The organism is Ruegeria sp. CI1, from assembly GCF_056536925.1.
Map to the genome: position 1 here is coordinate 25,622 of NZ_JBQFQP010000008.1, position 20,002 is coordinate 45,623.

At 54.8% G+C, this 20,002-nt stretch carries 22 protein-coding genes and 1 tRNA gene; 17 read left to right on the plus strand and 6 right to left on the minus strand.

Annotated features, from left to right (window positions below; genetic code table 11):
• The first annotated feature begins 10 nt into the window (after window positions 1–10).
• The 8 genes from dnaG to ribD all read left to right on the plus strand — a co-directional run bounded on the left by dnaG (window position 11) and on the right by ribD (window position 7,755).
• Window positions 11–1,960 (plus strand): DNA primase, encoded by a 1,950-nt coding sequence (gene dnaG / locus ACR0LZ_RS10960; protein WP_480749846.1) that lies wholly within the window; start codon window positions 11–13, stop codon window positions 1,958–1,960.
• Window positions 1,961–2,074: 114 nt separating this feature from the next.
• Window positions 2,075–4,063, plus strand: coding sequence for an RNA polymerase sigma factor RpoD (gene rpoD, locus ACR0LZ_RS10965; RefSeq protein ID WP_480749847.1), 1,989 nt, complete (start codon window positions 2,075–2,077; stop codon window positions 4,061–4,063).
• Window positions 4,064–4,165: 102 nt separating this feature from the next.
• Window positions 4,166–4,603, plus strand: a complete 438-nt coding sequence (locus ACR0LZ_RS10970) for a thiol-disulfide oxidoreductase DCC family protein (protein ID WP_480749848.1) — start codon at window positions 4,166–4,168, stop codon at window positions 4,601–4,603.
• 3 nt (window positions 4,604–4,606) lie between these two features.
• On the plus strand, window positions 4,607–5,137 hold the full coding sequence (locus ACR0LZ_RS10975) for a DUF4166 domain-containing protein (RefSeq protein ID WP_480749849.1): 531 nt from the start codon (window positions 4,607–4,609) through the stop codon (window positions 5,135–5,137).
• Window positions 5,138–5,203: 66 nt separating this feature from the next.
• A complete protein-coding gene (locus ACR0LZ_RS10980; protein WP_480749850.1) occupies window positions 5,204–5,608 on the plus strand; it encodes a hypothetical protein in 405 nt (134 codons plus the stop codon).
• Between the two features lie 33 nt (window positions 5,609–5,641).
• Window positions 5,642–6,055: a secondary thiamine-phosphate synthase enzyme YjbQ gene (locus ACR0LZ_RS10985; protein ID WP_480749851.1), complete on the plus strand. Its 414-nt coding sequence runs from the start codon at window positions 5,642–5,644 to the stop codon at window positions 6,053–6,055.
• 120 nt (window positions 6,056–6,175) lie between these two features.
• Window positions 6,176–6,646, plus strand: a complete 471-nt coding sequence (gene nrdR / locus ACR0LZ_RS10990) for a transcriptional regulator NrdR (protein ID WP_480749852.1) — start codon at window positions 6,176–6,178, stop codon at window positions 6,644–6,646.
• Window positions 6,643–7,755: a bifunctional diaminohydroxyphosphoribosylaminopyrimidine deaminase/5-amino-6-(5-phosphoribosylamino)uracil reductase RibD gene (gene ribD, locus ACR0LZ_RS10995; protein WP_480749853.1), complete on the plus strand. Its 1,113-nt coding sequence runs from the start codon at window positions 6,643–6,645 to the stop codon at window positions 7,753–7,755. Before nrdR ends, ribD begins: the two co-directional genes overlap by 4 nt.
• Before the next feature lie 7 nt (window positions 7,756–7,762).
• On the opposite strand, the gene ACR0LZ_RS11000 is transcribed toward ribD, so the two are convergent.
• From ACR0LZ_RS11000 to ACR0LZ_RS11010, 3 genes are all read right to left on the minus strand, one after another.
• The gene (locus ACR0LZ_RS11000; protein ID WP_480750005.1) at window positions 7,763–9,766 is read right to left on the minus strand and encodes a capsular polysaccharide biosynthesis protein; all 2,004 of its coding nucleotides are present in this window, start codon (window positions 9,764–9,766) and stop codon (window positions 7,763–7,765) included.
• A complete protein-coding gene (locus ACR0LZ_RS11005; protein WP_480749854.1) occupies window positions 9,766–10,896 on the minus strand; it encodes a polysaccharide biosynthesis/export family protein in 1,131 nt (376 codons plus the stop codon). The genes ACR0LZ_RS11000 and ACR0LZ_RS11005 overlap by 1 nt, the downstream gene beginning before the upstream one ends.
• Window positions 10,897–10,991: 95 nt before the next feature.
• Window positions 10,992–12,302, minus strand: a complete 1,311-nt coding sequence (locus ACR0LZ_RS11010; RefSeq protein ID WP_480749855.1) for a capsule biosynthesis protein — start codon at window positions 12,300–12,302, stop codon at window positions 10,992–10,994.
• Window positions 12,303–12,440: 138 nt separating this feature from the next.
• Here ACR0LZ_RS11010 and ACR0LZ_RS11015 point away from each other — a divergent pair, with 138 nt between their 5' ends.
• Window positions 12,441–13,034: a riboflavin synthase gene (locus ACR0LZ_RS11015; protein WP_480749856.1), complete on the plus strand. Its 594-nt coding sequence runs from the start codon at window positions 12,441–12,443 to the stop codon at window positions 13,032–13,034.
• On the opposite strand, the gene ACR0LZ_RS11020 is transcribed toward ACR0LZ_RS11015, so the two are convergent.
• Window positions 13,031–14,089 carry a phosphatase PAP2 family protein gene (locus ACR0LZ_RS11020; protein ID WP_480749857.1) on the minus strand — a complete coding sequence of 353 codons (1,059 nt, stop codon included), beginning with the start codon at window positions 14,087–14,089 and terminating at the stop codon, window positions 13,031–13,033. The genes ACR0LZ_RS11015 and ACR0LZ_RS11020 overlap by 4 nt on opposite strands.
• Before the next feature lie 271 nt (window positions 14,090–14,360).
• Between ACR0LZ_RS11020 and ribB the strand changes: the two genes are divergently transcribed.
• From ribB to ACR0LZ_RS11045, 5 genes are all read left to right on the plus strand, one after another.
• A complete protein-coding gene (gene ribB / locus ACR0LZ_RS11025; RefSeq protein ID WP_480749858.1) occupies window positions 14,361–15,482 on the plus strand; it encodes a 3,4-dihydroxy-2-butanone-4-phosphate synthase in 1,122 nt (373 codons plus the stop codon).
• 1 nt (window position 15,483) lies between these two features.
• Window positions 15,484–16,035 carry a 6,7-dimethyl-8-ribityllumazine synthase gene (locus ACR0LZ_RS11030; protein WP_480749859.1) on the plus strand — a complete coding sequence of 184 codons (552 nt, stop codon included), beginning with the start codon at window positions 15,484–15,486 and terminating at the stop codon, window positions 16,033–16,035.
• Complete coding sequence (nusB, locus tag ACR0LZ_RS11035; RefSeq protein ID WP_480749860.1) at window positions 16,032–16,514, plus strand: transcription antitermination factor NusB; 483 nt, start codon at window positions 16,032–16,034, stop codon at window positions 16,512–16,514. The genes ACR0LZ_RS11030 and nusB overlap by 4 nt, the downstream gene beginning before the upstream one ends.
• Before the next feature lie 70 nt (window positions 16,515–16,584).
• Window positions 16,585–16,890, plus strand: coding sequence for a hypothetical protein (locus ACR0LZ_RS11040; RefSeq protein ID WP_480749861.1), 306 nt, complete (start codon window positions 16,585–16,587; stop codon window positions 16,888–16,890).
• A 289-nt stretch (window positions 16,891–17,179) separates the two neighbouring features.
• Window positions 17,180–17,611 carry an MmcB family DNA repair protein gene (locus tag ACR0LZ_RS11045; RefSeq protein WP_480749862.1) on the plus strand — a complete coding sequence of 144 codons (432 nt, stop codon included), beginning with the start codon at window positions 17,180–17,182 and terminating at the stop codon, window positions 17,609–17,611.
• 4 nt (window positions 17,612–17,615) lie between these two features.
• On the opposite strand, the gene ACR0LZ_RS11050 is transcribed toward ACR0LZ_RS11045, so the two are convergent.
• A complete protein-coding gene (locus ACR0LZ_RS11050) occupies window positions 17,616–17,804 on the minus strand; it encodes a DUF6324 family protein (RefSeq protein WP_480749863.1) in 189 nt (62 codons plus the stop codon).
• A 77-nt stretch (window positions 17,805–17,881) separates the two neighbouring features.
• Between ACR0LZ_RS11050 and ACR0LZ_RS11055 the strand changes: the two genes are divergently transcribed.
• Together ACR0LZ_RS11055 and ACR0LZ_RS11060 are read left to right on the plus strand one after the other, a co-directional pair.
• Window positions 17,882–18,364 carry an N-acetyltransferase family protein gene (locus tag ACR0LZ_RS11055; protein WP_480749864.1) on the plus strand — a complete coding sequence of 161 codons (483 nt, stop codon included), beginning with the start codon at window positions 17,882–17,884 and terminating at the stop codon, window positions 18,362–18,364.
• Window positions 18,365–18,411: 47 nt separating this feature from the next.
• Window positions 18,412–18,488, plus strand: a tRNA-His gene (locus tag ACR0LZ_RS11060).
• Window positions 18,489–18,529: 41 nt separating this feature from the next.
• Here the strand turns inward: ACR0LZ_RS11060 and ACR0LZ_RS11065 are convergent.
• Window positions 18,530–18,832 (minus strand): DUF6476 family protein, encoded by a 303-nt coding sequence (locus ACR0LZ_RS11065; protein WP_480749865.1) that lies wholly within the window; start codon window positions 18,830–18,832, stop codon window positions 18,530–18,532.
• Between ACR0LZ_RS11065 and ACR0LZ_RS11070 the strand changes: the two genes are divergently transcribed.
• Window positions 18,831–19,865 carry an RluA family pseudouridine synthase gene (locus tag ACR0LZ_RS11070; protein WP_480749866.1) on the plus strand — a complete coding sequence of 345 codons (1,035 nt, stop codon included), beginning with the start codon at window positions 18,831–18,833 and terminating at the stop codon, window positions 19,863–19,865. The two genes, ACR0LZ_RS11065 and ACR0LZ_RS11070, sit on opposite strands and share 2 nt — an antisense overlap.
• Window positions 19,866–20,002: the final 137 nt, after the last annotated feature.

The window sequence follows — 20,002 nt, forward strand, 5'->3', positions numbered from 1 at the left end:
CATTCAGTTCATGTCATTGCCCCCTGGATTTCTGGATGAATTGCGTACGCGCCTGAGCCTGTCACAGGTTGTCGGGCGTAAGGTCATGTGGGATGCCCGAAAGTCAAATCAGGGGAAGGGCGATATGTGGGCGCCATGCCCGTTTCACCATGAGAAGACGGCTTCGTTCCACGTCGATGACACGAAGGGATTCTATTACTGTTTTGGCTGCCACGCCAAAGGTGATGCAATCAGCTTTGTAAAAGAGACCGAGAATGTCTCGTTCATCGAAGCTGTCGAGATTCTGGCCCGCGAAGCCGGGATGCCGATGCCTGCGCGCGATCCGAAGGCGCAGGAAAAACAGGACCACCGCACACAGCTGGCTGATGTGATGGAACAGGCGGTGCAATTCTTCCGTCTGCAACTCAAGACCGGGGCAGGAGCCGCCGCACGAGATTACCTCGCGCGCCGCGGGTTGAACGCGCAAGCGCTGGACCGGTGGGAGATTGGATTTGCCCCGGACGATTGGCAGGCGCTGTGGGACCATCTGCGCGGCAAGAACGTGGCCGAGGACCTGATCCTTGGGGCCGGGCTGGCCAAGCCCTCGAACAAGGGCAAAAAGCCTTATGACACCTTCCGCAACCGCATCATGTACCCGATCCGCGATCCGCGCGGACGTTGTATCGCGTTTGGCGGGCGGGCGATGGACCCCAATGACACCGCGAAATACCTGAACTCGCCCGAGACCGAGCTGTTCGACAAAGGGCGCAGTCTTTACAATCAAGGCCCGGCTCGACAGGCGGCAGGTAAGGGGCAGCCGCTGATCGTGGCCGAAGGTTATATGGATGTGATCGCGCTGGCCGAAGCAGGCTTTGGCGCGTCGGTTTCGCCATTGGGTACCGCCATCACCGAACATCAGCTGCAACTGCTCTGGCGGATATCGGACGAGCCGATCATTGCGCTGGACGGCGACACAGCAGGTCTGCGCGCTGCGATGCGGGTGGTTGATCTGGCTTTGCCGCTGCTGGAAGCTGGAAAGTCGCTGCGGTTTGCCCTGATGCCCGAGGGCAAAGACCCGGACGACCTGCTGCGCGCCGAAGGGGCAGGCGCTTTGAAGGCCGTGCTGGATGGTGCCAATCCGATGGTCAAGCTGCTGTGGCAGCGCGAGACCGACGGCAAGGTGTTCGACAGCCCCGAGCGCAAGGCGGCTTTGGACAAGTCCCTGCGCGAGAAAATCAAGCTGATCCGCGACCCATCGATCCGGGCGCATTATGGGCAAGCGGTCAAGGACCTGCGCTGGGAGTTGTTTCGCGCACAACGATCGCCCCAAAAAAGAGATTGGCAGCCGCGTGGGAAATGGCAGCCGGAGAAGGCGCCTGCATCGCCCGGAGCCCGCGCGTCGTTTCTGGCATCTTCAGAAAATGCCGACATCCGCCTGCGAGAAGCGGCAATTCTGGCCATTGCAATTCTAAACCCGAAAGTCGTTGTCCAGTTCGAACACCAATTGGAAGACATGGAATGCCTCGACCCGGATCACGCGGCTCTCAGGCAGGCCATCCTGCGGCACGCAATTGACGACCCGGACAACATCAAAGACCACATTGTTGCAGCTTTAGGACCCGAACCCCTTGAAAACCTACTAGCCCTTCGCCATGTCGCGGTGATCCCCTGTGTGTTCAAGCCGGGCGACGTTGAAAAGGCCGAGATGACCCTGGCCGAGGAACTCGCAAAAATCAAAGCACTCCGGGGGCTTGACGCCGAAATTGCCGAAGCTGAAGAGGAGTTGTCTGATCTGGCAGACGAGGCGCTGACATATCGACTGGCTCAAGCTGCCGAAGAAAGAAACCGCGCTAATCGCAGCCAGAACGAGGATAAAGCCATATTCGATGTTGCCGACAATGGTGCCCGCCTCAGCCGGGATGAAAGGGAAGCCTTCGAATCAATCATGTCTGGCATCAAATTTGAACGAAAACGCAGATGACTTTGTGTTTTCCGGAAGAACAGCAAAAGAAAAACGGGTAAACGGGTGGCCGAATCATTTCTACGCGCTAATGATTCGGTTCCAACGAATCACCCACCCTGCAGGAGCTACTGAATGGCCGCCAAGGACACGACCGAGGAACGCAAATCCGACGAGCAGGAACAGGAAGTCTCGCTGGATATGAGCCAGGCCCAGATCAAGAAGATGATCGCCGAGGCCCGCGAGAAAGGCTATATTACTTACGACCAGCTCAATCAGGTTCTGCCACCTGATCAGGTCAGTTCGGAACAGATTGAAGACGTGATGTCGATGCTTTCGGAAATGGGCATCAACATCATTGAGGACGAAGAAGCCGAGGAGGAAGAGCAGAAGGGTTCGACCGATCTGGTCACGACTGACGGCCCCCGCGAAGTTGCGCTGGCAGGCGCCCAGGCGGAGAAACTGGACCGGACCGATGACCCGGTTCGCATGTACCTACGCGAGATGGGCAGCGTCGAGTTGCTGAGCCGAGAGGGCGAGATTGCCATCGCCAAGCGGATTGAGGCGGGGCGGAACACAATGATTGCGGGGCTGTGCGAAAGCCCACTGACCTTCCAGGCGATTACGATCTGGCATGACGAGTTGCTCAGCGAAGATATTCTGCTTCGCGACGTGATTGATCTGGAAACCACATTCGGCAATCAGCTGGACGAAGATGGCGAGGTTGAAGAGCCCGTTGTCGACTCTTCTGTCGCGCCCACGACACAAAAGTCCGAAGACAACGGTCCCGAGCTTGATGCCGATGGCAACCCGATTACCAAGGAAGAAGACGAAGACGAGGACGATCAGGCCAATATGTCGCTCGCGGCAATGGAGGCCGCGCTCAAAGAGCAGGTTCTGCATACCTTGGAGCGAATTTCGACTGACTTTGCGCAGCTCAGCGAAATGCAGGACAGCCGTATTTCGGCAACGCTGAACGAAGATGGTTCATTCAGTGATCAGGATGAGGCGACCTATCAGGCCTTGCGCTCTGAAATCGTGGAGTTGGTCAACGGCCTGCACTTGCACAACAACCGGATCGACGCATTGATTGACCAGCTTTATGGCATCAATAAACGGGTGATGTCGCTGGACAGTGCCATGGTGAAACTTGCCGATCAGGCCCGGATTAATCGTCGTGAATTTGTTGATACCTATCGCGGCCGTGAATTAGATCCGAATTGGTTGGCCGAGATGGCTGAAAAGCCCGGTCGTGGCTGGCAGATGTTCATTGAACGCTCGTCGGAGAAGGTGGAAGAACTGCGGAGCGACATGGCACAGGTGGGCCAATATGTCGGCTTGGATATCTCAGAATTTCGCCGGATCGTGCAGCAGGTCCAAAAGGGCGAGAAAGAGGCGCGGCAGGCCAAAAAGGAAATGGTCGAAGCCAACCTTCGATTGGTTATTTCGATTGCCAAAAAGTACACGAACCGTGGCCTGCAATTCCTTGATCTTATTCAGGAAGGCAACATCGGCCTGATGAAAGCGGTGGACAAATTCGAGTACCGTCGCGGCTACAAATTCTCGACCTATGCTACTTGGTGGATTCGTCAGGCGATTACGCGCTCGATCGCGGATCAGGCGCGCACGATTCGTATTCCGGTTCACATGATCGAAACAATTAACAAGCTGGTCCGAACCGGTCGCCAGATGCTTCACGAAATCGGACGCGAGCCGACCCCCGAGGAACTGGCCGAAAAACTGCAAATGCCGCTGGAAAAGGTCCGCAAGGTGATGAAGATCGCCAAGGAACCGATTTCGCTGGAAACGCCCATCGGCGACGAAGAGGACAGCCAGCTTGGCGATTTCATCGAGGACAAGAACGCGGTTCTGCCGCTGGACTCGGCCATTCAGGAGAACCTGAAGGAAACTACCACACGGGTTCTGGCCTCGCTCACGCCACGTGAAGAACGTGTTTTGCGAATGCGCTTTGGCATCGGCATGAATACAGACCACACGTTGGAAGAAGTTGGTCAACAGTTCAGCGTGACCCGCGAACGAATTCGTCAGATCGAAGCCAAAGCTTTGCGAAAGCTGAAACATCCTAGCCGGAGTCGAAAACTCCGTTCATTTCTTGATCAGTAAAAAAGCGCCCTGCGGGGCGCTTTTTTTGTTACGCGTTTGTCGCATTGCTTGGAACTTGTGCGCCATGCAATCGTGAGGGCGGCAGTATTTGAGCGTGTCGGAATGCAAGACCTTGTTGAAATACCGGAGGCAGCCGGGCGCGATCTGATTGTTTTCGATGGTGAATGCGTTCTCTGCTCTGGCTTTTTCCAGTTTATACTCCGGCACGACCAAGCGCAAAAGTTCGCGTTTGCCACTGCGCAATCTGCTTTAGGTCAGAAGCTTTATCGCCAGCTTGGTCTGCCGACGGAGGATTTTGAAACCAATCTGGTCATAGTGAGAGGCAGAGTACATCAGCGACTGGATGCCTTTGCGGCAGCCATGCGGGAGCTTTCTGGGATTTGGCCGGCCTTCTCGATCTGCTGTTATCTGCCGGGCTTTCTGAAGGACCGTATTTACCAATCTATTGCCAGAAACCGCTATTCGATCTTTGGCCGGTTCGACCGATGCATTCTCCCAGATGCTGAAATCAAAGCGCGGTTTGCCGTGGGAGGATTCTGAGGCGTGAGAGACCCGTTCCTGCAGGCATTGCCGGATTGTGTGGCGTTGCCAACATCGTTACGGCAATTGCATAGCACCGCTGGGGAGTATGTTGGTCATTGCACAATCGAGAAAGGCAAAGGGTGCTTGGTTTCGCTGGCATTGCGTCTTGGAGGTTTTCCGCCTTCCGGAGTGAATGTTCCGGTGCAGTTACGTATCCAAAAGCGTGGTTTGAAATGGATGTGGGAAAGGAATTTTGACGGGCACGTTACTCGTTCGGTCCTTTCTTACGACGCGAAAAGCAATCTGGTGCACGAAAAGTTTGGGGCAGTGACCTTGACGTTGCGGCCACAAGCCAGGGGTAAACGGATCGCAATTGAGGTGGCGGGGGTATATGTTTATCGCATACCTGTTCCTCGATGGTTCCTGCCGCAATCAGAGACGTTCGAGCATGAGGATGAGCAGGCGAGATTTGCCTTCGACGTGAGCGCCCGATTGTCGGTATTGGGCTTGTTGATCCGGTATTGCGGCACGCTCGAACCTTTGTTGTCTTAACCGCCTGTCATTTCCCGTTATTCGGCATTAGTTTAGGTAACAAGACAGTCGAAGGAAGTTCCGCGAATGAAAAAAATGATTGGATTGGCCACAGCCCTTGCTTTGGTGGCAGCGACGCAAGCGGACGCCTTTCGTGCCAGAGGTGGATATTCGGTAAATCAGGTCGACAGCAATGTGTTCGAAGTGATTCCAGGTGGCCCCCAACGTTCCGTCGACTACTGGTGTGCAGCTTCGGAATATGCACGGCGCGAACTTGGAGCAGATTGGCGACAGCGCATCTATATCGCGCGAGGCTATGGGCCAAGCGTGACAACCGGGCGCAAGACCGCCGTGCAGTTCACTCTGAACTCGCAAGCAGCCGACAACGGAGCTGGGTCAAACAGCTTTCTTCGTCTTGGTTTCAAGGTTGGTGACAGCATGAGTGTCCAGCAGGCCAACGGAAATTGCTTTCCGTCTCCTCCGGGCTTTTAGAATCCTGAGCTTCTTGCCATTCGAGAGACAACAGTGCACCGCGAGTTCCAGATCATCACTAACGGGCAGGGGCTTTACGAGTTCACGACACAGTTTAGCGACTGGTTGCAACCTGTTGGAATTGATGGTTTGGCGACACTATTTGTTCGTCACACGTCCTGTTCCCTGTTGATTCAGGAGAATGCGGACCCAGACGTTCAAATAGACCTCAAGGCCTTCTTTCAGCACTTCGTGCCTCATTCAAACCATCCGGCCATGACTTATCTCCGTCATACCTATGAAGGCCCAGACGATATGCCCGCGCATATCAAGGCCTCGATGATGCCGGTTTCTCTGTCTATCCCGGTGGTCGGAGGCGTGCCCGTGTTGGGGTCATGGCAAGGCATTTATCTGTTTGAACATCGCGATGCGCCCCATACCCGCAAGGTCGCTGGGTATTTTGCCTAGCGCCCATTATCTAGCGGTGCAAAATTCAGACTACCCAAATCCTAGCGGCTGTCCTATAGTTGTGGATAAGTGGGCCAAAGTACTCACAAAAGAGGCGGACAAGGGACGAGGAGACGGCGGATGCGCTGCCCGTTTTGCGGAAATATCGATACTCAGGTCAAAGATTCACGTCCAGCAGAGGACCATGTGGCGATCAGGCGACGTCGGTTCTGTCCGGCTTGCGGTGGGCGGTTCACAACTTACGAGCGGGTTCAGTTGCGCGATCTGGTTGTGATCAAGACAAACGGGAAGCGAGAGGATTTTGATCGCGACAAATTGGAGCGTTCGATCCGCATTTCGATGCAGAAACGCCCGATTGAACCTGAGCGGATCGACCAGATGATCTCAGGCATTGTGCGACGGCTGGAAAGCATGGGGGAAACGGACATTCCCTCCAACAAGATTGGTGAGATCGTGATGGAAGCGCTGGCGCGGATCGACACGGTGGCCTATGTGCGCTTTGCCAGTGTTTACAAGAATTTCCAGGCAGCCGACGATTTCGAAGATTTTGTCCACGAGTTGCGCCCACCGCAGCCACCGACGGAAGAATGAACGATACAGAGAAGCGATATATGGCGTTGGCCCTGTCCTTGGGCCGGCGCAATCAAGGTTTGTGTTGGCCAAATCCGGCCGTTGGCTGTGTCATCGTAAAAGATGGACGGATCGTTGGTCGTGGCTGGACCCAACCCGGAGGTCGGCCACATGGCGAAACGCAAGCATTGGCGCAGGCAGGCGAGGCTGCGCGGGGCGCAACGGTCTATGTATCCTTAGAACCTTGTGCGCATCATGGTCAGACGCCGCCTTGTTCAGATGCCCTAATCGCCGCAGGGGTTGCGCGTGTGATTTGCGCTATTGAGGACAGCGATCCAAGAGTTTCTGGGCAAGGCTTTGCCATGCTGCAAAATGCGGGGATTAAAGTCGTTTCCGGTGTACTGAGCGAACAGGCGGCTCGCGAGCATGCCGGTTTCTTTCTGAAGACCGAGCAGGGGCGCCCGTTTGTGACGCTCAAACTTGCGAGCAGCTTTGATGGTCGTATCGCTACGGCGACGGGGCAAAGCAAATGGATCACTGGCCCGGAAGCGCGTCGCACTGTCCACGCCATGCGTGCGCATCACGACGCGGTGATGGTGGGTGCGGGAACAGCAAGGGCGGATGATCCTTCGTTAACTGTGCGGGATCTTGGTATCGAAACTCAGCCTGTTCGCGTGGTGGTATCGCGGCATCTTGACTTGCCGCTGATGGGGCAATTGGCGCGTACAGCGTCGGACATCCCGGTTTGGCTGTGTCATGGACCCGGTGCTGACATTGAACGGATCCGTGCGTGGGAAGGTATGGGGGCCCGACTTATTCCCTGCGCGGTGAATGGAACCCAGATCGATGCTTCAGATTTGCTGCAACAATTGGGCAAGGCAGGATTGACCCGGGTTTTTTGTGAAGGTGGTGCGGCACTGGCGGCAACGTTGTTATCCGAGGATCTGGTTGACGAGTTGATCGGTTTTTCTGCAGGTATTGCGATCGGAGCGGAAGGATTGCCTGCCATCAGCGCGCTTGGTTTGAATCATCTTCAAGAAGCGCCGCGCTTTGAACTCGTTGAGACACGTGATGTCGGCGGTGATGTGTTGATGCGTTGGACAAGAGATTTGAACTTAAAACCGCGGTGAAACTGCTTCATCGCCACAAATGAGTGTATGACGCAAACGCCCCTTGTGCCTTTGATAAAAGGCGGTTGACTAATCCGGTTTTCGGTATGTCCGAATGCACGAGGCGATCTACGACGACTTCGACCTGACAGGGTAACCCGGTCACAGGATCGCGATAGCGAGGGTAGTCGATAAGTGCAGCATGTGCGAGTCCTTGTACAGTTGGGTGCGCTCCGCGGCGCGCGGGGACCGCGCCAAGATCCTTCGTCAAACCCCAACCGGCATAGAAAGGCGCGCCCAATGTCGTGACTTTTATCCCTCTGATCAGTGCCTCAAAGCCGATAAGGGATGTAATTGTCCATACTTCCTGAACTTGCATTAGCAATTCGGCAGGACTTGTGCCTGTGGCGACGACATCGGCCAATGCTGAGGTATCTATCGCCCCCTCTCGAAGGCCGGCTTCGACGTCGGGATGGGGCTTGTAGACAATAACTGCTTCTGGATTGGCTTCGCGTGTGGCTTGCAGGAGTTCGAGATTGGTCCGGATACTGCTTGCCCCTTTTCGGATCGACATATCGTCCTCGACCTGACCGGGAACGAGTATGCGATATCCGTCAGGCAGTTGCGGAATTGGGCCTTCGATATTGTATTTACTCAGTCCTTCGTGAATAACGCGCTCTATCAGACGCTCGGCTCGCAAACGTTGGTCGGGACGCAAGGTCTCGCGAGCGGTGATCAAAGTTTCTAATCGACTGGGGCGGGTCGGATCATAGTAGATACCCAAGTCATCCGTCACCAGAGAGAGTGGTGGAACAAGCTTTGCGCCCAGCCCGCGGGAGCGTAGAAAGCCATCCTCGACCCGCACGATACCTTCCACATCGCCCGCGTGTGTGGCCCACGCCATATGCCGTCTTTGCGAAGAAGGTTCGACTTTGTCGACAAATTGGATTCTTTTCTGTTGGCCGAACATGTCTTGCAGATACCGCCGCTTCCATATCCGCATACCTGAAGCAGTCCAACCATGGTTGTCTTCGCGCCACGCGCGTGCTTGCGCTTCGAGCGCGTCCAGAACGGTTTCCAAGTCGCATAGTTTATCACGATAGGGGTCGTACCATGTCGGATAAAGCATCATCGCTGCAGCAAACAGTTGTGCTCGGGTCAGTTTGCGAGTACGGCGCGGGAGTGGGTTTTCGTCCTGGGTCAGGCCCCAACCTGCGTAAAAAGGCTGTCCAAAGACCCGTGGTTTGTGCCCTGCCAAAATGGCTTCGAACCCCATTTGAGAGGACAAAGTGTAGACACCCACCGCGCCATCTAGCAAAGCCCACGGGCTGACAGAGCGATCCAATAGGGATACGCGGTCAGTCGTGTCCGCCGTCGAGTAATGACCGGGGCGAAATCCTGCTGATGTTTCTGGATGCGTTTTGATGATCACGCGTGCTCCGGGGTGTTCCTCTTGAGCGAAAATTAGCATTTCGCGAAACATGGCGTCTGTGCCGCCGTTTGCGGCCACGGCGGCATCGCCGCGTGTTTGGTCGAGGACCAGAACATAACCGGGGTCAGGAATACTCTCGCCAATATCGTGGGCAGAGTATTTGCTTAGATGTGCTTCCTTCATCCGTTCTATGGCACCGCGTGCGCGATCCAATAGGGCGGTATCATCAAGTGGATGCGAAACAAGCAGTTGTTCCAGGTCCGACGGTACCGTTGGGTCAAAGTGAACCCCGGAACCATCCAGCAAAAGTCCCAAAGGAGGTTCGCCGCTGCGTCCCGGTTTCATCGAGCGGAGAAATGCATCTTCGATATGCAGAACGGGCAGGTTACGCCTTGAAGCAATGTTCCGGCCGCGATGTGCGGTGGGACTATTCCCCCAAACGCCGACAAGGTCGCCGTCAACTGGAAGGCCAACCCGAATATCGAATCCTTTAAGCGTAAGAATCCGCCGCAAACGTCGTTGGGTCAGAAACCCACCGTTGAATACGAACAAGCGGGTTCGGTCATTTCCGTCTATCGCTTCGTGGGTCTTGCCCACGATCAAGAGCCGGTCAGCGTCGCGACATTGGCAACCGGCGTCAAACCACCTGCGATAAGCGATACGGTTTTGGTCCATTGCGCATAGGGCGCTTCGGTCACATAAATTGTGTCGTCGTCCCGGATGACAAAATCACGGGCAACGAACAATCCGTTGGGGGCGGTCAGGTTCAGGATGTAAATCAATCGCTGCGCGCCTTGCAGACCCGGCTGCCCTAAAACGTTCCGCGCGATATCCTGCGTTTCGTTGCGCAAAACGAAAATGCCCGTTGGGTCGGAAGAAAAGGATTGTAACCCCCCAACCTGCGCCAACGCTTCAAGTGCGGACAAGTCTTGGCTCTCAAACGCGACGCGGGCCTGACTGTTGGTGGATCCCAAAGCAACGTACGATCTGGTATCCTTTTCGACTAGTATTCTGTCGCCGCCACGCAAAGCAATGTCGAGGCTAGGATCCTTGAAGAGATCTTGGTACCAAATCGTTCCTCTATGCGGTCCCCGGATTACAGTCACAAGGGCAATTTCGGGTTCAACTGTGACGCCTCCCGCCTTTGCCAGCATGTTGGCAAGAGTACGCGTTGGGCGTTCTATTGGATAGACGCTGGGTGCCCCGACAGCCCCAGTCAGAGCAACCGTTGCACCGTCGCCCGCAAGGCGGCGAACTTGGATTTGCGGATCAGGCGTCTGATCTTGCAGTTTGGAGGTGATCAGTTCACGCAATTGTTCGGGTGTATTGCCAGACGCGCGGACGCGTCCTGCGTAGGGCATGAAAATGTAGCCGTCGCTGTCGACCTGAACTTCTTCGAGTATAGTGGAGTTTCCAAGGTCGCCGCTTAGCAGACCGTCATCCACGTTCTCCCACACGGTCAAACCCAATACATCGCCTGGGCGAATAGTGTCGGCGGTTATGTTCGAAGCGCTACGAAAGGCCGATGAAAAACCCAGATTCGGGACCGAGGCGGAAGCCCTAGCTACCCGGTCGTCAACAAGAACGACATGCGCATTCCCGCTCTCCTGAATGGAGCCTGCAAGGATTTCCTTTTCATTTGGCCCGGATTTGGGAAGCGCGCAGGCCGAAAACAGGCCAACTGACACGAAAAGGGCGCAAGATCTGGCCCAAACGCGGGATATCCCCATCACTGCCCGAACTCCTCGATTATTTATGCTCGGTCTTCCGAGTTTTGCGCAACTTATACGGTTCCCGTGTGACTTTCCAGCGATAGACAGAGATATTACCTTACAACCCGCAACTGTTGCCGCCGGGACTCTGTCTTGGCTGCAAGCGCCTCATAAGGGTCTTGGGAATTCAGCATCATGTCGATCACATGTCTTAGCAATTGCCTGCGTCCTCTCTGTGAATAGAATCCGCCAGGAATCTGACTCGTTTCCAGGAGGAAGCGCCGGTAGTCACGGTAGGCATGGATGTTGGGCTGTCGTGGGTGCGCGAAGAATTCACTGATAGGCTGCAGTGACACGAATTCGGGCTTGCCGTAAACCGAGCGCCCGAATGCGCGTAAAGGTTTACCTCGCCACAAAACTTGTTGCCCTGCAGTCGAGTTGATCGTGACTGCGGTATGGGCATCGTCCAACAGTTTTGCGAGTTTGCCACCAGGTAGATAATGTATGCGTCCCGACACGCCGAACTTGCGCCCAAGGTGGCCCACTACGCGGCGTAGTGGTACTTGACGGTTTTCCAGTGGGTGTTCCTTGATGACGAGGTGGTGATGTGCCGGGGCGCCGTTGGCGAAACCTTCGATCACTAGTTCCAAAAACTCGGTCATGGAGGAAAAGTCGGAATGGCTTTGGAAGGAACTGTCATGCTCCAATTGCAGAAGGACCAAGTGATATGGAAACCCTCCACGTTGTACTCGGGACGTAGCCAGAAATCGCTCGATCCGGCGCAGGGGCATAAACAACAAGCGTTTGAAGTACAGGCGGAACTCTTTGGACACGGGTAGCGCGCGGTGGGGGCGGAAGTTTTTATATTTTTGGTTCAGGAGCATAACGAACCAGTGATATAGCGCGCCATAATAAACGTGCTGGCGCATGTCGCCCCAGTGGGCGGGTGGTGGAGGGGTGTCGGTACCAGCTTGATCCAGCGCGTGCCGCATCTGGTCAAGTTCCATCTGCATCAATCGTGAGTTCCCGTTGGAGCCGCCCCGCTCATAAGTTACCCACCACGGGCGCAAATAACCTTCCTCGAAAACGTGTGTGACGATGCCCATTTTTCCCGCTGCTTCAACGGCAAGGGCGTGAACAGGGCGAGTGTCGCCGTACAATACTATATCGGTGACTCCGTGGTGTTTCAATAACGCGTCAATAGCTGCGGGCCACTCATCCGGTTGGTCGCGAAAAGGGATAAAGCTGTCTGCATCATTCCAAAACGCCTGGTCGCCTGAATTGAATCCTACGCGCCAAACCGTTGCGCCTGCTTGACGCAACAAGCCCCCAAGCATCGAAAAGAACGGTCCGTGAGGACCTTGCAGAAACAAAAACACCCGCCCTGAAGCCGAAATGTTGGAATTCGTTGGCGCTTGTGTCATCGATACTGCTCGCGGCCGCGGCGGTGGTTGTTTTTGCAAACTATGGCGACTCTCTGAAATTCGCGCAAGGCGGGACTTGCCGCAGCCGTTCGGGAGGGGTAGTTCGGGACTGAACGCTACCCTCGGAGAGTTAACGGCATGTTTACAGGGATCGTCACCGATATCGGAACCGTGGTGGAACTGGATCAACAGGGAGATTTGCGAGCGCGGATCCGAACTGCTTATGATACCGACACCATTGATATTGGTGCATCGATTGCCAGTGACGGCGTTTGTTTGACGGTTATAGCTCTAGGCGATGTTTGGTATGATGTTCAGATCAGCGCAGAGACGGTATCCAAGACCAATTTCGACGAATGGCACGTGGGGAAACGCGTCAACCTTGAGCGAGCTCTGAAAGTTGGTGACGAGTTGGGTGGACACATCGTTTCAGGGCACGTGGACGGGGTAGCAGAAATCATGTCGGTAGATGACCAGGGGGACAGCACGCGGGTCACGCTGCGGGCACCTCAGGAGCTTGCCAAATTTATTGCTCCCAAGGGGTCGGTCGCCTTGAACGGTACTTCCCTGACGGTCAATGATGTCCAGGGATGCGAGTTCGGAATCAATTTCATCCCGCACACCAAGGAGGTGACCACGTGGGGGAGGGTAGAGGTCGGAGATCGCGTGAACCTCGAAATTGATACTTTGGCTCGGTATGTCGCCCGTTTGACGGAAGCTGGACAACTCTAACCTTCTCCAAATTTTCGAACCAGCGACTTTGCACTCAACCAGCAACCGAATGCCGTTGCCGCCCCAATGTACCCGTCCACAGCGTAGTGCCAGGCGAGATGAACTGAACCAATCATTACGCAAAGGGCGAACGCACTAAGCAACCAGCCGCACAGGCGCGAGTAGCTGAAGCCGAATAAGGCAATAACCACGCTAGAGGCGACGTGCATGCTTGGCATCGCGGAAATCAGGCTGATACCGTCTTCACGGAATTTTAGCAGTACAGAATCTTGAACATCCAGCACCCAAAGTGTGTAAGTTCTTCCGACGGTTTCCAGCTTTCGCAATTGTTCGGCATAGGTGTCACCATATCCGAATGCTTCAAAATACACAGGACCACCAGATGAAAAAACCATCGCCATAATTGTACCGCCGACGATGCAGGTAAGTAGGAATGCGATCAGGAATTCAGCTCCTCTTCCGGGGTTTTTTCGGTCGAAGGCAGCGACGAATATGGCCAAATACACGACGACGAACCAGATATGATATGCGAGACTCAAAAGATAGGTCGCAATCGGTGACCCAAAGACGCTCCATATCAAAGTCCACGGATCCGCCCCACCGTGAATGCTTCGGTCCAGAGCGGAGAAGTACGGATCCCAAGCAAAGGGGTTGAATATCGGAATCAAGTTTTTGAAGAACGCAAAGCCGGCAATAAAGATGGTGATTGCCAGAAAACAGATTGCACCCTCAAGCAGATTGGACGGCCCCAAGAATGTCGAACGTAAGTCGTTAACAAACCATTGAATAGGTTTCTTTGGTTTTACACGGAACGCGGCAACGGCAAAGCGCCAAACCAGATAGATGCCGCCAAAGAGAAACAAGAAATACCGCAAGACGTACAACCCGCCAGAAACGTGCGATTGAACTTTCGGCCAGAAATCCAAGCCGATAATGCTGCCAATAAGAGCACCGACCAGCAAATAGCACGAGACAATCGAAAGGAGCAGCTTTCGCCTTCTAACGATATCACCCAGCGCTGAGTGCTGGCTAGGAAATTCTGTTGTAATAGCCATGCCCGATCGTGCCGTAGTTGTTCAAGATGAGGAAACCACTTGTCGATATGTCAGATTTTATTCTGACAGCGGATAGGCATCAATCGGGCGTTATTGTGGCAGAGGTGATAGTATACCCAAGAATGTTGCGGTGGCTGTGTCTGCTGGCGAAACGATCTGGGATGTAAATCCACGTCATTTCAAAGTTGCCTATGCTGTTTTGCGGTCTGGTCTTTACCGGTGTTGTGGTCTATTCCCGCCCGGCAAGACTTGCGCTGCGAAAGGCTGCCACATGAGCTTTGAAACACCCGGTCCAGTCGAGGCCCAGTTGCGTGATGCGATCAGCCCCATTGAGGAGATCATTGATGAGGCCAGGTTGGGTCGTATGTATATCCTGGTTGACCACGAGGATCGTGAGAACGAAGGGGATCTGGTGATCGCAGCGGAGTTTGCGGATGCTGATGCAATTAATTTCATGGCGACCCATGGGCGCGGGTTGATTTGTTTGCCGATGACGGCCGAGCGGATTGACCGGCTGGGGTTGCCGATGATGGCGGTCAACAATTCATCCCGGCACGAAACCGCTTTCACCGTTTCGATTGAGGCCCGCGAAGGCGTCAGCACCGGTATTTCAGCAAGTGACCGGGCACTGACTGTAGCAACAGCGATCAACGAACTGAACACGATGGCGCATCTGGCGACGCCGGGCCACATTTTTCCATTGCGCGCCAAGCGGGGTGGCGTATTGGTGCGAGCGGGCCATACCGAAGCAGCGGTGGACATTTCCCGACTTGCTGGTCTGAACCCTTCCGGCGTCATTTGCGAAATAATGAAGTCAGACGGCACGATGGCACGCTTGCCGGATTTGGTTGAGTTCGCGAAACAGCACGAAATGAAAATTGGCACCATCAATGATCTGATTGCCTATCGCGCGCGCAATGACAATCTGGTGGTCGAGACCTCGCGCGAGTTGGTGCAATCGGAATATGGTGGCGAGTGGGAATTGCGGTTATTCACGGACCAGACTCATGGTATTGAGCACGTGGTAATGGTCAAGGGAGACATCTCGACTCCGGGACCTGTACTGACCCGGACCCACGCGTTGCATGAGGCGTCTGACGTTCTTGGGATAGGTGTGAAATCAGTCAAAGAACTGCCCCGCGCCATGGAAAAGATCGCGGCGGAAGGACGCGGAGTCGTTTGCTTGTTTCGGCAACCTCGAAATTCTCTCTATGCGACCGAGGACGAAGGTCCGCGCACGATTAAACAAACCGGTCTAGGCGCACAGATACTGTCGAAGATGGGTGTTCACGAACTAATCCTGCTAACCGACTCTCCACAAACAAAATATCTGGGTCTGGATGCCTTTGGTCTTTCCATTGTCGGCACCCGCCCCATCCTAAAGGATGACTGAAATGGCCGGACATGAAACCCACTATACGTTGCCGCGCGCGGAATTCGACGATCCGGTCAAACTTCTCATCGTTGTGGCACCCTACTACAAGGATATCGCTGACGATCTTATTGCGGGTGCAAGGGCAGAGATCGAAGCGGCGAAAGGGACTTGGGAAGTCGCGGAGGTTCCAGGGGCTTTGGAAGTGCCGACGGCTATCGCCATGGCCGATCGCCAGCGTAACTTTGATGGCTATGTCGCGCTGGGTTGCGTGATCCGGGGGGAAACCACGCATTACGACACAGTATGCAATGACAGCAGCCGTGCGCTTCAGCTGATGGGGTTGCAGGGGCTTTGTATTGGTAATGGCATACTGACGGTTGAGAACCGCGAACAGGCCATTGTGCGCGCAGACACCAAACAAATGAACAAAGGGGGAGGGGCTGCGGCTGCGGCCTTGCATCTGATCGCGCTCAGCCGTAAATGGGGCGCTTCGAAGAAGGGCGTCGGGTTCAAGCCGCCGTCCGAGTCCAACCTTGTGGCGGGCGACAGCAACGGACCCTCGACGGCATGAATACCAAAGAAGCGCCCAAACCGGGCAGCAGGAAACGCATGATGAAGTCCGCGGCACGACTTTATGCCGTGCAGGCGTTATTCCAGATGGAGCAATCCGGTCAAACCACCGAACAAGTGGTGCGTGAATTTCTGGACCACCGTTTCGGAGCTATCTATGAGGGCGACGAGATGATTGCGGGTGATGTCTCGTTGTTCAGCAGACTGGTGGATGACGCAGTGAACTATCAGGCTGCAATCGACCAGATGACTGACCGGGCGCTCGTAGCCAAATGGCCGATTTCGCGGATCGACCCGACGCTGCGGGCAGCCTTCCGCGCTGCAGGAGCGGAACTCACACAAAGCCATACACCACCAAAGGTCGTTATCAACGAGTTCGTGGAAATTGCTCGGGCCTTCTTCCCGGATGGCAAGGAACCTAAATTCGTGAACGCTGTGCTGGATCATATGGCACGAGAAGCCAAGCCAGAGTCTTTCTGACATGCAGGTGCGCGCTTTACCTTGGCTTCATATGCGCTAGATTGAATGTCATGGTGCAAGGAGACACAGTATGCCGAAACTCGTCCGTCTCTATATCACACAGGTTCTTATTGGTTTCATCTTGTCGGCGATCTTCGTTGGCGTGCTCCTGGCTCTGAATGTGGCTAACTTGCGCGGCCTGATCCTTGGATCAGAAGTTGGACCGATGGCCTTGGGTATGATCTGGTTCATGAATGGCGTTGTTTTTGCTGGTGTTCAGTTTGCCTGGAAGATCATGAGTATGGCGGAGAAACCTGACAAACCTCGGGGCGGTACGCCGATTGCTCCAGGTTTGAAACCCGCCTTTGTGAAGCAAAAGGCAAGCGAAAGGCGCTGAATTATTTACGGAAATGGAAAAGTGGCGGGACCACCAGACAACCGTGGGGCGTTGATTCCCGAGGACCTGCATGTACAGGTGGGTGCCAGGTAATCAGGCCAGGACCTGAACAGAGCCAGCCCCCTCGGAAATGGTTAAGGCCACCGGAATACTGCCTGACACGAGAAGGGCAGAACCCGCCGACAGCCTAAGTAGGCTTTGCAGTGAGATTGCACAAGAGGGTAGGCGCTAAGATTTTCCAAGCTCACTCGGACTTGCTTTTTGTTCACTTATTGTTCACCCTTGCAGCATGACTCTCGATTTACAACCAGGCCAGAGACTTGCGCGCGGGGTGGCGCGACACTTATCGACTCATGGTTTTGTTTCTGTTGAAGAATTTGTTCCTGCACGTGGGCTCCGTGTTGACGTGATGGGGTTAGGTCCCAAGGGAGAGCTTTGGGTGATCGAGTGCAAGTCCAGTCGGGCCGACTATCAGGCAGATTCGAAATGGCACGGTTATTTGGAATGGTGCGATCGTTTTTTTTGGGCCGTCGATATCGAGTTCCCAACCGAAATGCTGCCCCGGGATACGGGACTGATCATCGCGGATGCCTATGATGCCGAAATCATCCGAATGGCTCCGGAAGAAAAGGTTGCGCCCCCACGTCGCAAAAAAATGATCCAGAAGTTTGCAATGGACGCAGCTCGACGGTTGCGCGCTCTGCGAGATCCGAAGCTGTAGCTGTTCAGCTTTTAACGCTTCTTGCCGCTTGCGCCGCCGCGCGGATTTCTTCTGCGATTTCTTCGGCTTCTTCCGGATCGAAGTCCATCGGAACCTCAAGGTCGCCCGCCTCGATGAACAGGCGCACCATGCCTTGATCGGTCGGCCCGATCTGCAAATTCGCTTCGATGTCGCGTTCGGTATTGATGCCCATGACGGCCTCCGGAATTGAGTATTCGTGCTAGCCCGCAGCGGGTTGAGAATCAAGCGCCCTTTGCGGTCTTATGAGGCATGTCAGATGTGTCGCTTCGCAGATTTCGCCCCGAAGATGCTCCGTGGTTGGTGGAACGCCACGGAACGCTCTATGCTCGTGAAGAAGGATTTGACGATACATTTGCGCCGTTGGTCGCAAGCATCCTTGAGGAGTTCATCGCTTGCAACGATCCCAATCGTGAAAAGGGGTGGATCGCTGAAGTCGATGGGCAACGACTAGGAAGCGTTTTTTGTGTCTCTGCCGGTGATGCCGTGGCAAAGTTGCGCCTTTTCCTTTTGGTTCCTGAAGCGCGCGGAAAAGGGTTAGGCAAACGTCTACTTGGTACCTGCATGGGGTTCGCCCGCGAGGCCGGATACAGCGAAATGGTGCTTTGGACGCATGAAAGCCACCGTGCGGCCTGTGGGCTTTATGCGGCCTTTGGCTGGCAGCTAGAAGCCTGCAAATCTGTGCGTTCATTTGGGGTCGACTTGATCGAACAAAGCTGGAGAATTCAGCTATAACCCTCTTGCAATCCCGGGACGCGTTGGGTACATCGCCCCTCACAAGTGCCGCCTTAGCTCAGCTGGTTAGAGCGCTGGATTGTGGATCCAGAGGTCCCCTGTTCAAGCCAGGGAGGCGGTACCATCTCTCGATTATAGGGTATCGACGCACAAGCTATTGCGGTTTCATTCGACCTCGATTTGCTGTCTCAGATTGCCTGTCGTTTTGTCAAAGATCATGATCCGGTTGTCATCCGTCACCACCGCATACCAGTTGTTCCCGATGGTCACGGCCTGAGCGCGAGCGCCGCCGGGTAATTCGACCTCGTCCGGCAAATTAGGGGTGCGATCGGACAAACGGATGACAATCAGCGCAAATGTCAATACAACCCCGCCAATCATTACCGCCGTCAGTAACATGACCATACGCCTCAAGAGTTTAAGTTGTGGCGTTTCCAGCGGTTCTTGCGGTTCGGAAGGGACAGTCATGGGTACCCGCCTGATTGAGTTCGAAATTGCGGCGTCTCCGCCACCCCGCCTTGATAAGGCGCTTTCGCGGGATGTGCCAGACCAGGCCAACCTGTCGCGTACCCGTCTTGCCCGTCTGATCGAAAGCGGGGCGGTTTCGGTCGATGGTGCTGCTATTTTGGATGCCAAGGCACGTGTCGCTGAAGGAAGTCGTATCTCTATAGTGATCGAAGATGCCAAAGACAGCCACATAGGCCCGGAAAATATTCCGTTGGACGTCGTTTATGAAGACAAAGATCTAGTCGTCATCAACAAGCCCGCTGGAATGGTTGTTCACCCGGCGCCAGGATCGCCTGGCGGGACGCTGGTAAATGCTCTGCTGCATCATTGTGGCGACAAGTTGTCTGGGGTTGGCGGTGTTAAGCGCCCAGGTATCGTCCACCGGATCGACAAGGATACAAGCGGGTTACTCGTTGTGGCAAAATCGGATGCTGCGCATCACGGTCTCGCGGTCCAGTTCGAGGCGCACAGCGTGGAACGTTATTACCGGGCGGTTTGTTATGGTGTTCCTGACAGAAGTGATCCGCGTTTGCGGGGCGTCAAAGGAGCAAGCTTCGAGCTGGGCAACATTTTGCGTCTGACCACCCAATTGGCACGTCACAAGACTGACAGGCAGAAACAGGCGGTTCTGTTTCATGGCGGTCGTCACGCGGTGACCCGGGTTAGGGTGGTCGAGGTATACGGTGCTCCCCCGGTTTTGGCGCTGGTCGAATGCTGGCTTGAGACAGGTCGGACGCACCAGATTCGCGTGCACATGGCCCATGCGGGGCATGGGCTGGTTGGCGATCCCGTTTATGGGGGTAAGAGAAAGTTGCCGGAACAGTCGTTTGCATGCGAAGCTGTCGAAGCAGTTCGGAATTTCCCGCGTCAGGCACTGCATGCGGCTGTTCTGGGGTTCGAACATCCGGTAACAGGCAAAGCTTTGCGGTTTGAATCGCCAGTACCTAAGGACATGGAGACATTAATTTCCGAGTTGCGCAAACCATTGTCATAATGCGCAAATCACTGTGATCCTCGGAAACTTATCTTTCCTTAATGAAAGTTTAAGAACAGACTGTTAACCCGCCCCTTGAAAGGGAAGTATTCACGACCCATATCCTATGTTAAATGACTAAACATTGAAGTCTGGAG

What these genes read in the sequence shown, in the direction of transcription:
- dnaG (WP_480749846.1), top strand. Translation starts at nt 11, where the DNA reads ATGTCATTGCCCCCTGGATTTCTGGATGAATTGCGTACGCGCCTGAGC.
- rpoD (WP_480749847.1), top strand. Translation starts at nt 2,075, where the DNA reads ATGGCCGCCAAGGACACGACCGAGGAACGCAAATCCGACGAGCAGGAA.
- ACR0LZ_RS10970 (WP_480749848.1), top strand. Translation starts at nt 4,166, where the DNA reads ATGCAAGACCTTGTTGAAATACCGGAGGCAGCCGGGCGCGATCTGATT.
- ACR0LZ_RS10980 (WP_480749850.1), top strand. Translation starts at nt 5,204, where the DNA reads ATGAAAAAAATGATTGGATTGGCCACAGCCCTTGCTTTGGTGGCAGCG.
- nrdR (WP_480749852.1), top strand. Translation starts at nt 6,176, where the DNA reads ATGCGCTGCCCGTTTTGCGGAAATATCGATACTCAGGTCAAAGATTCA.
- ribD (WP_480749853.1), top strand. Translation starts at nt 6,643, where the DNA reads ATGAACGATACAGAGAAGCGATATATGGCGTTGGCCCTGTCCTTGGGC.
- ACR0LZ_RS11005 (WP_480749854.1), bottom strand. Translation starts at nt 10,896, where the DNA reads ATGGGGATATCCCGCGTTTGGGCCAGATCTTGCGCCCTTTTCGTGTCA.
- ACR0LZ_RS11010 (WP_480749855.1), bottom strand. Translation starts at nt 12,302, where the DNA reads ATGACACAAGCGCCAACGAATTCCAACATTTCGGCTTCAGGGCGGGTG.
- ACR0LZ_RS11015 (WP_480749856.1), top strand. Translation starts at nt 12,441, where the DNA reads ATGTTTACAGGGATCGTCACCGATATCGGAACCGTGGTGGAACTGGAT.
- ACR0LZ_RS11020 (WP_480749857.1), bottom strand. Translation starts at nt 14,089, where the DNA reads ATGGCTATTACAACAGAATTTCCTAGCCAGCACTCAGCGCTGGGTGAT.
- ribB (WP_480749858.1), top strand. Translation starts at nt 14,361, where the DNA reads ATGAGCTTTGAAACACCCGGTCCAGTCGAGGCCCAGTTGCGTGATGCG.
- ACR0LZ_RS11030 (WP_480749859.1), top strand. Translation starts at nt 15,484, where the DNA reads ATGGCCGGACATGAAACCCACTATACGTTGCCGCGCGCGGAATTCGAC.
- nusB (WP_480749860.1), top strand. Translation starts at nt 16,032, where the DNA reads ATGAATACCAAAGAAGCGCCCAAACCGGGCAGCAGGAAACGCATGATG.
- ACR0LZ_RS11040 (WP_480749861.1), top strand. Translation starts at nt 16,585, where the DNA reads ATGCCGAAACTCGTCCGTCTCTATATCACACAGGTTCTTATTGGTTTC.
- ACR0LZ_RS11045 (WP_480749862.1), top strand. Translation starts at nt 17,180, where the DNA reads ATGACTCTCGATTTACAACCAGGCCAGAGACTTGCGCGCGGGGTGGCG.
- ACR0LZ_RS11050 (WP_480749863.1), bottom strand. Translation starts at nt 17,804, where the DNA reads ATGGGCATCAATACCGAACGCGACATCGAAGCGAATTTGCAGATCGGG.
- ACR0LZ_RS11055 (WP_480749864.1), top strand. Translation starts at nt 17,882, where the DNA reads ATGTCAGATGTGTCGCTTCGCAGATTTCGCCCCGAAGATGCTCCGTGG.
- ACR0LZ_RS11070 (WP_480749866.1), top strand. Translation starts at nt 18,831, where the DNA reads ATGGGTACCCGCCTGATTGAGTTCGAAATTGCGGCGTCTCCGCCACCC.
- ACR0LZ_RS11065 (WP_480749865.1), bottom strand. Translation starts at nt 18,832, where the DNA reads ATGACTGTCCCTTCCGAACCGCAAGAACCGCTGGAAACGCCACAACTT.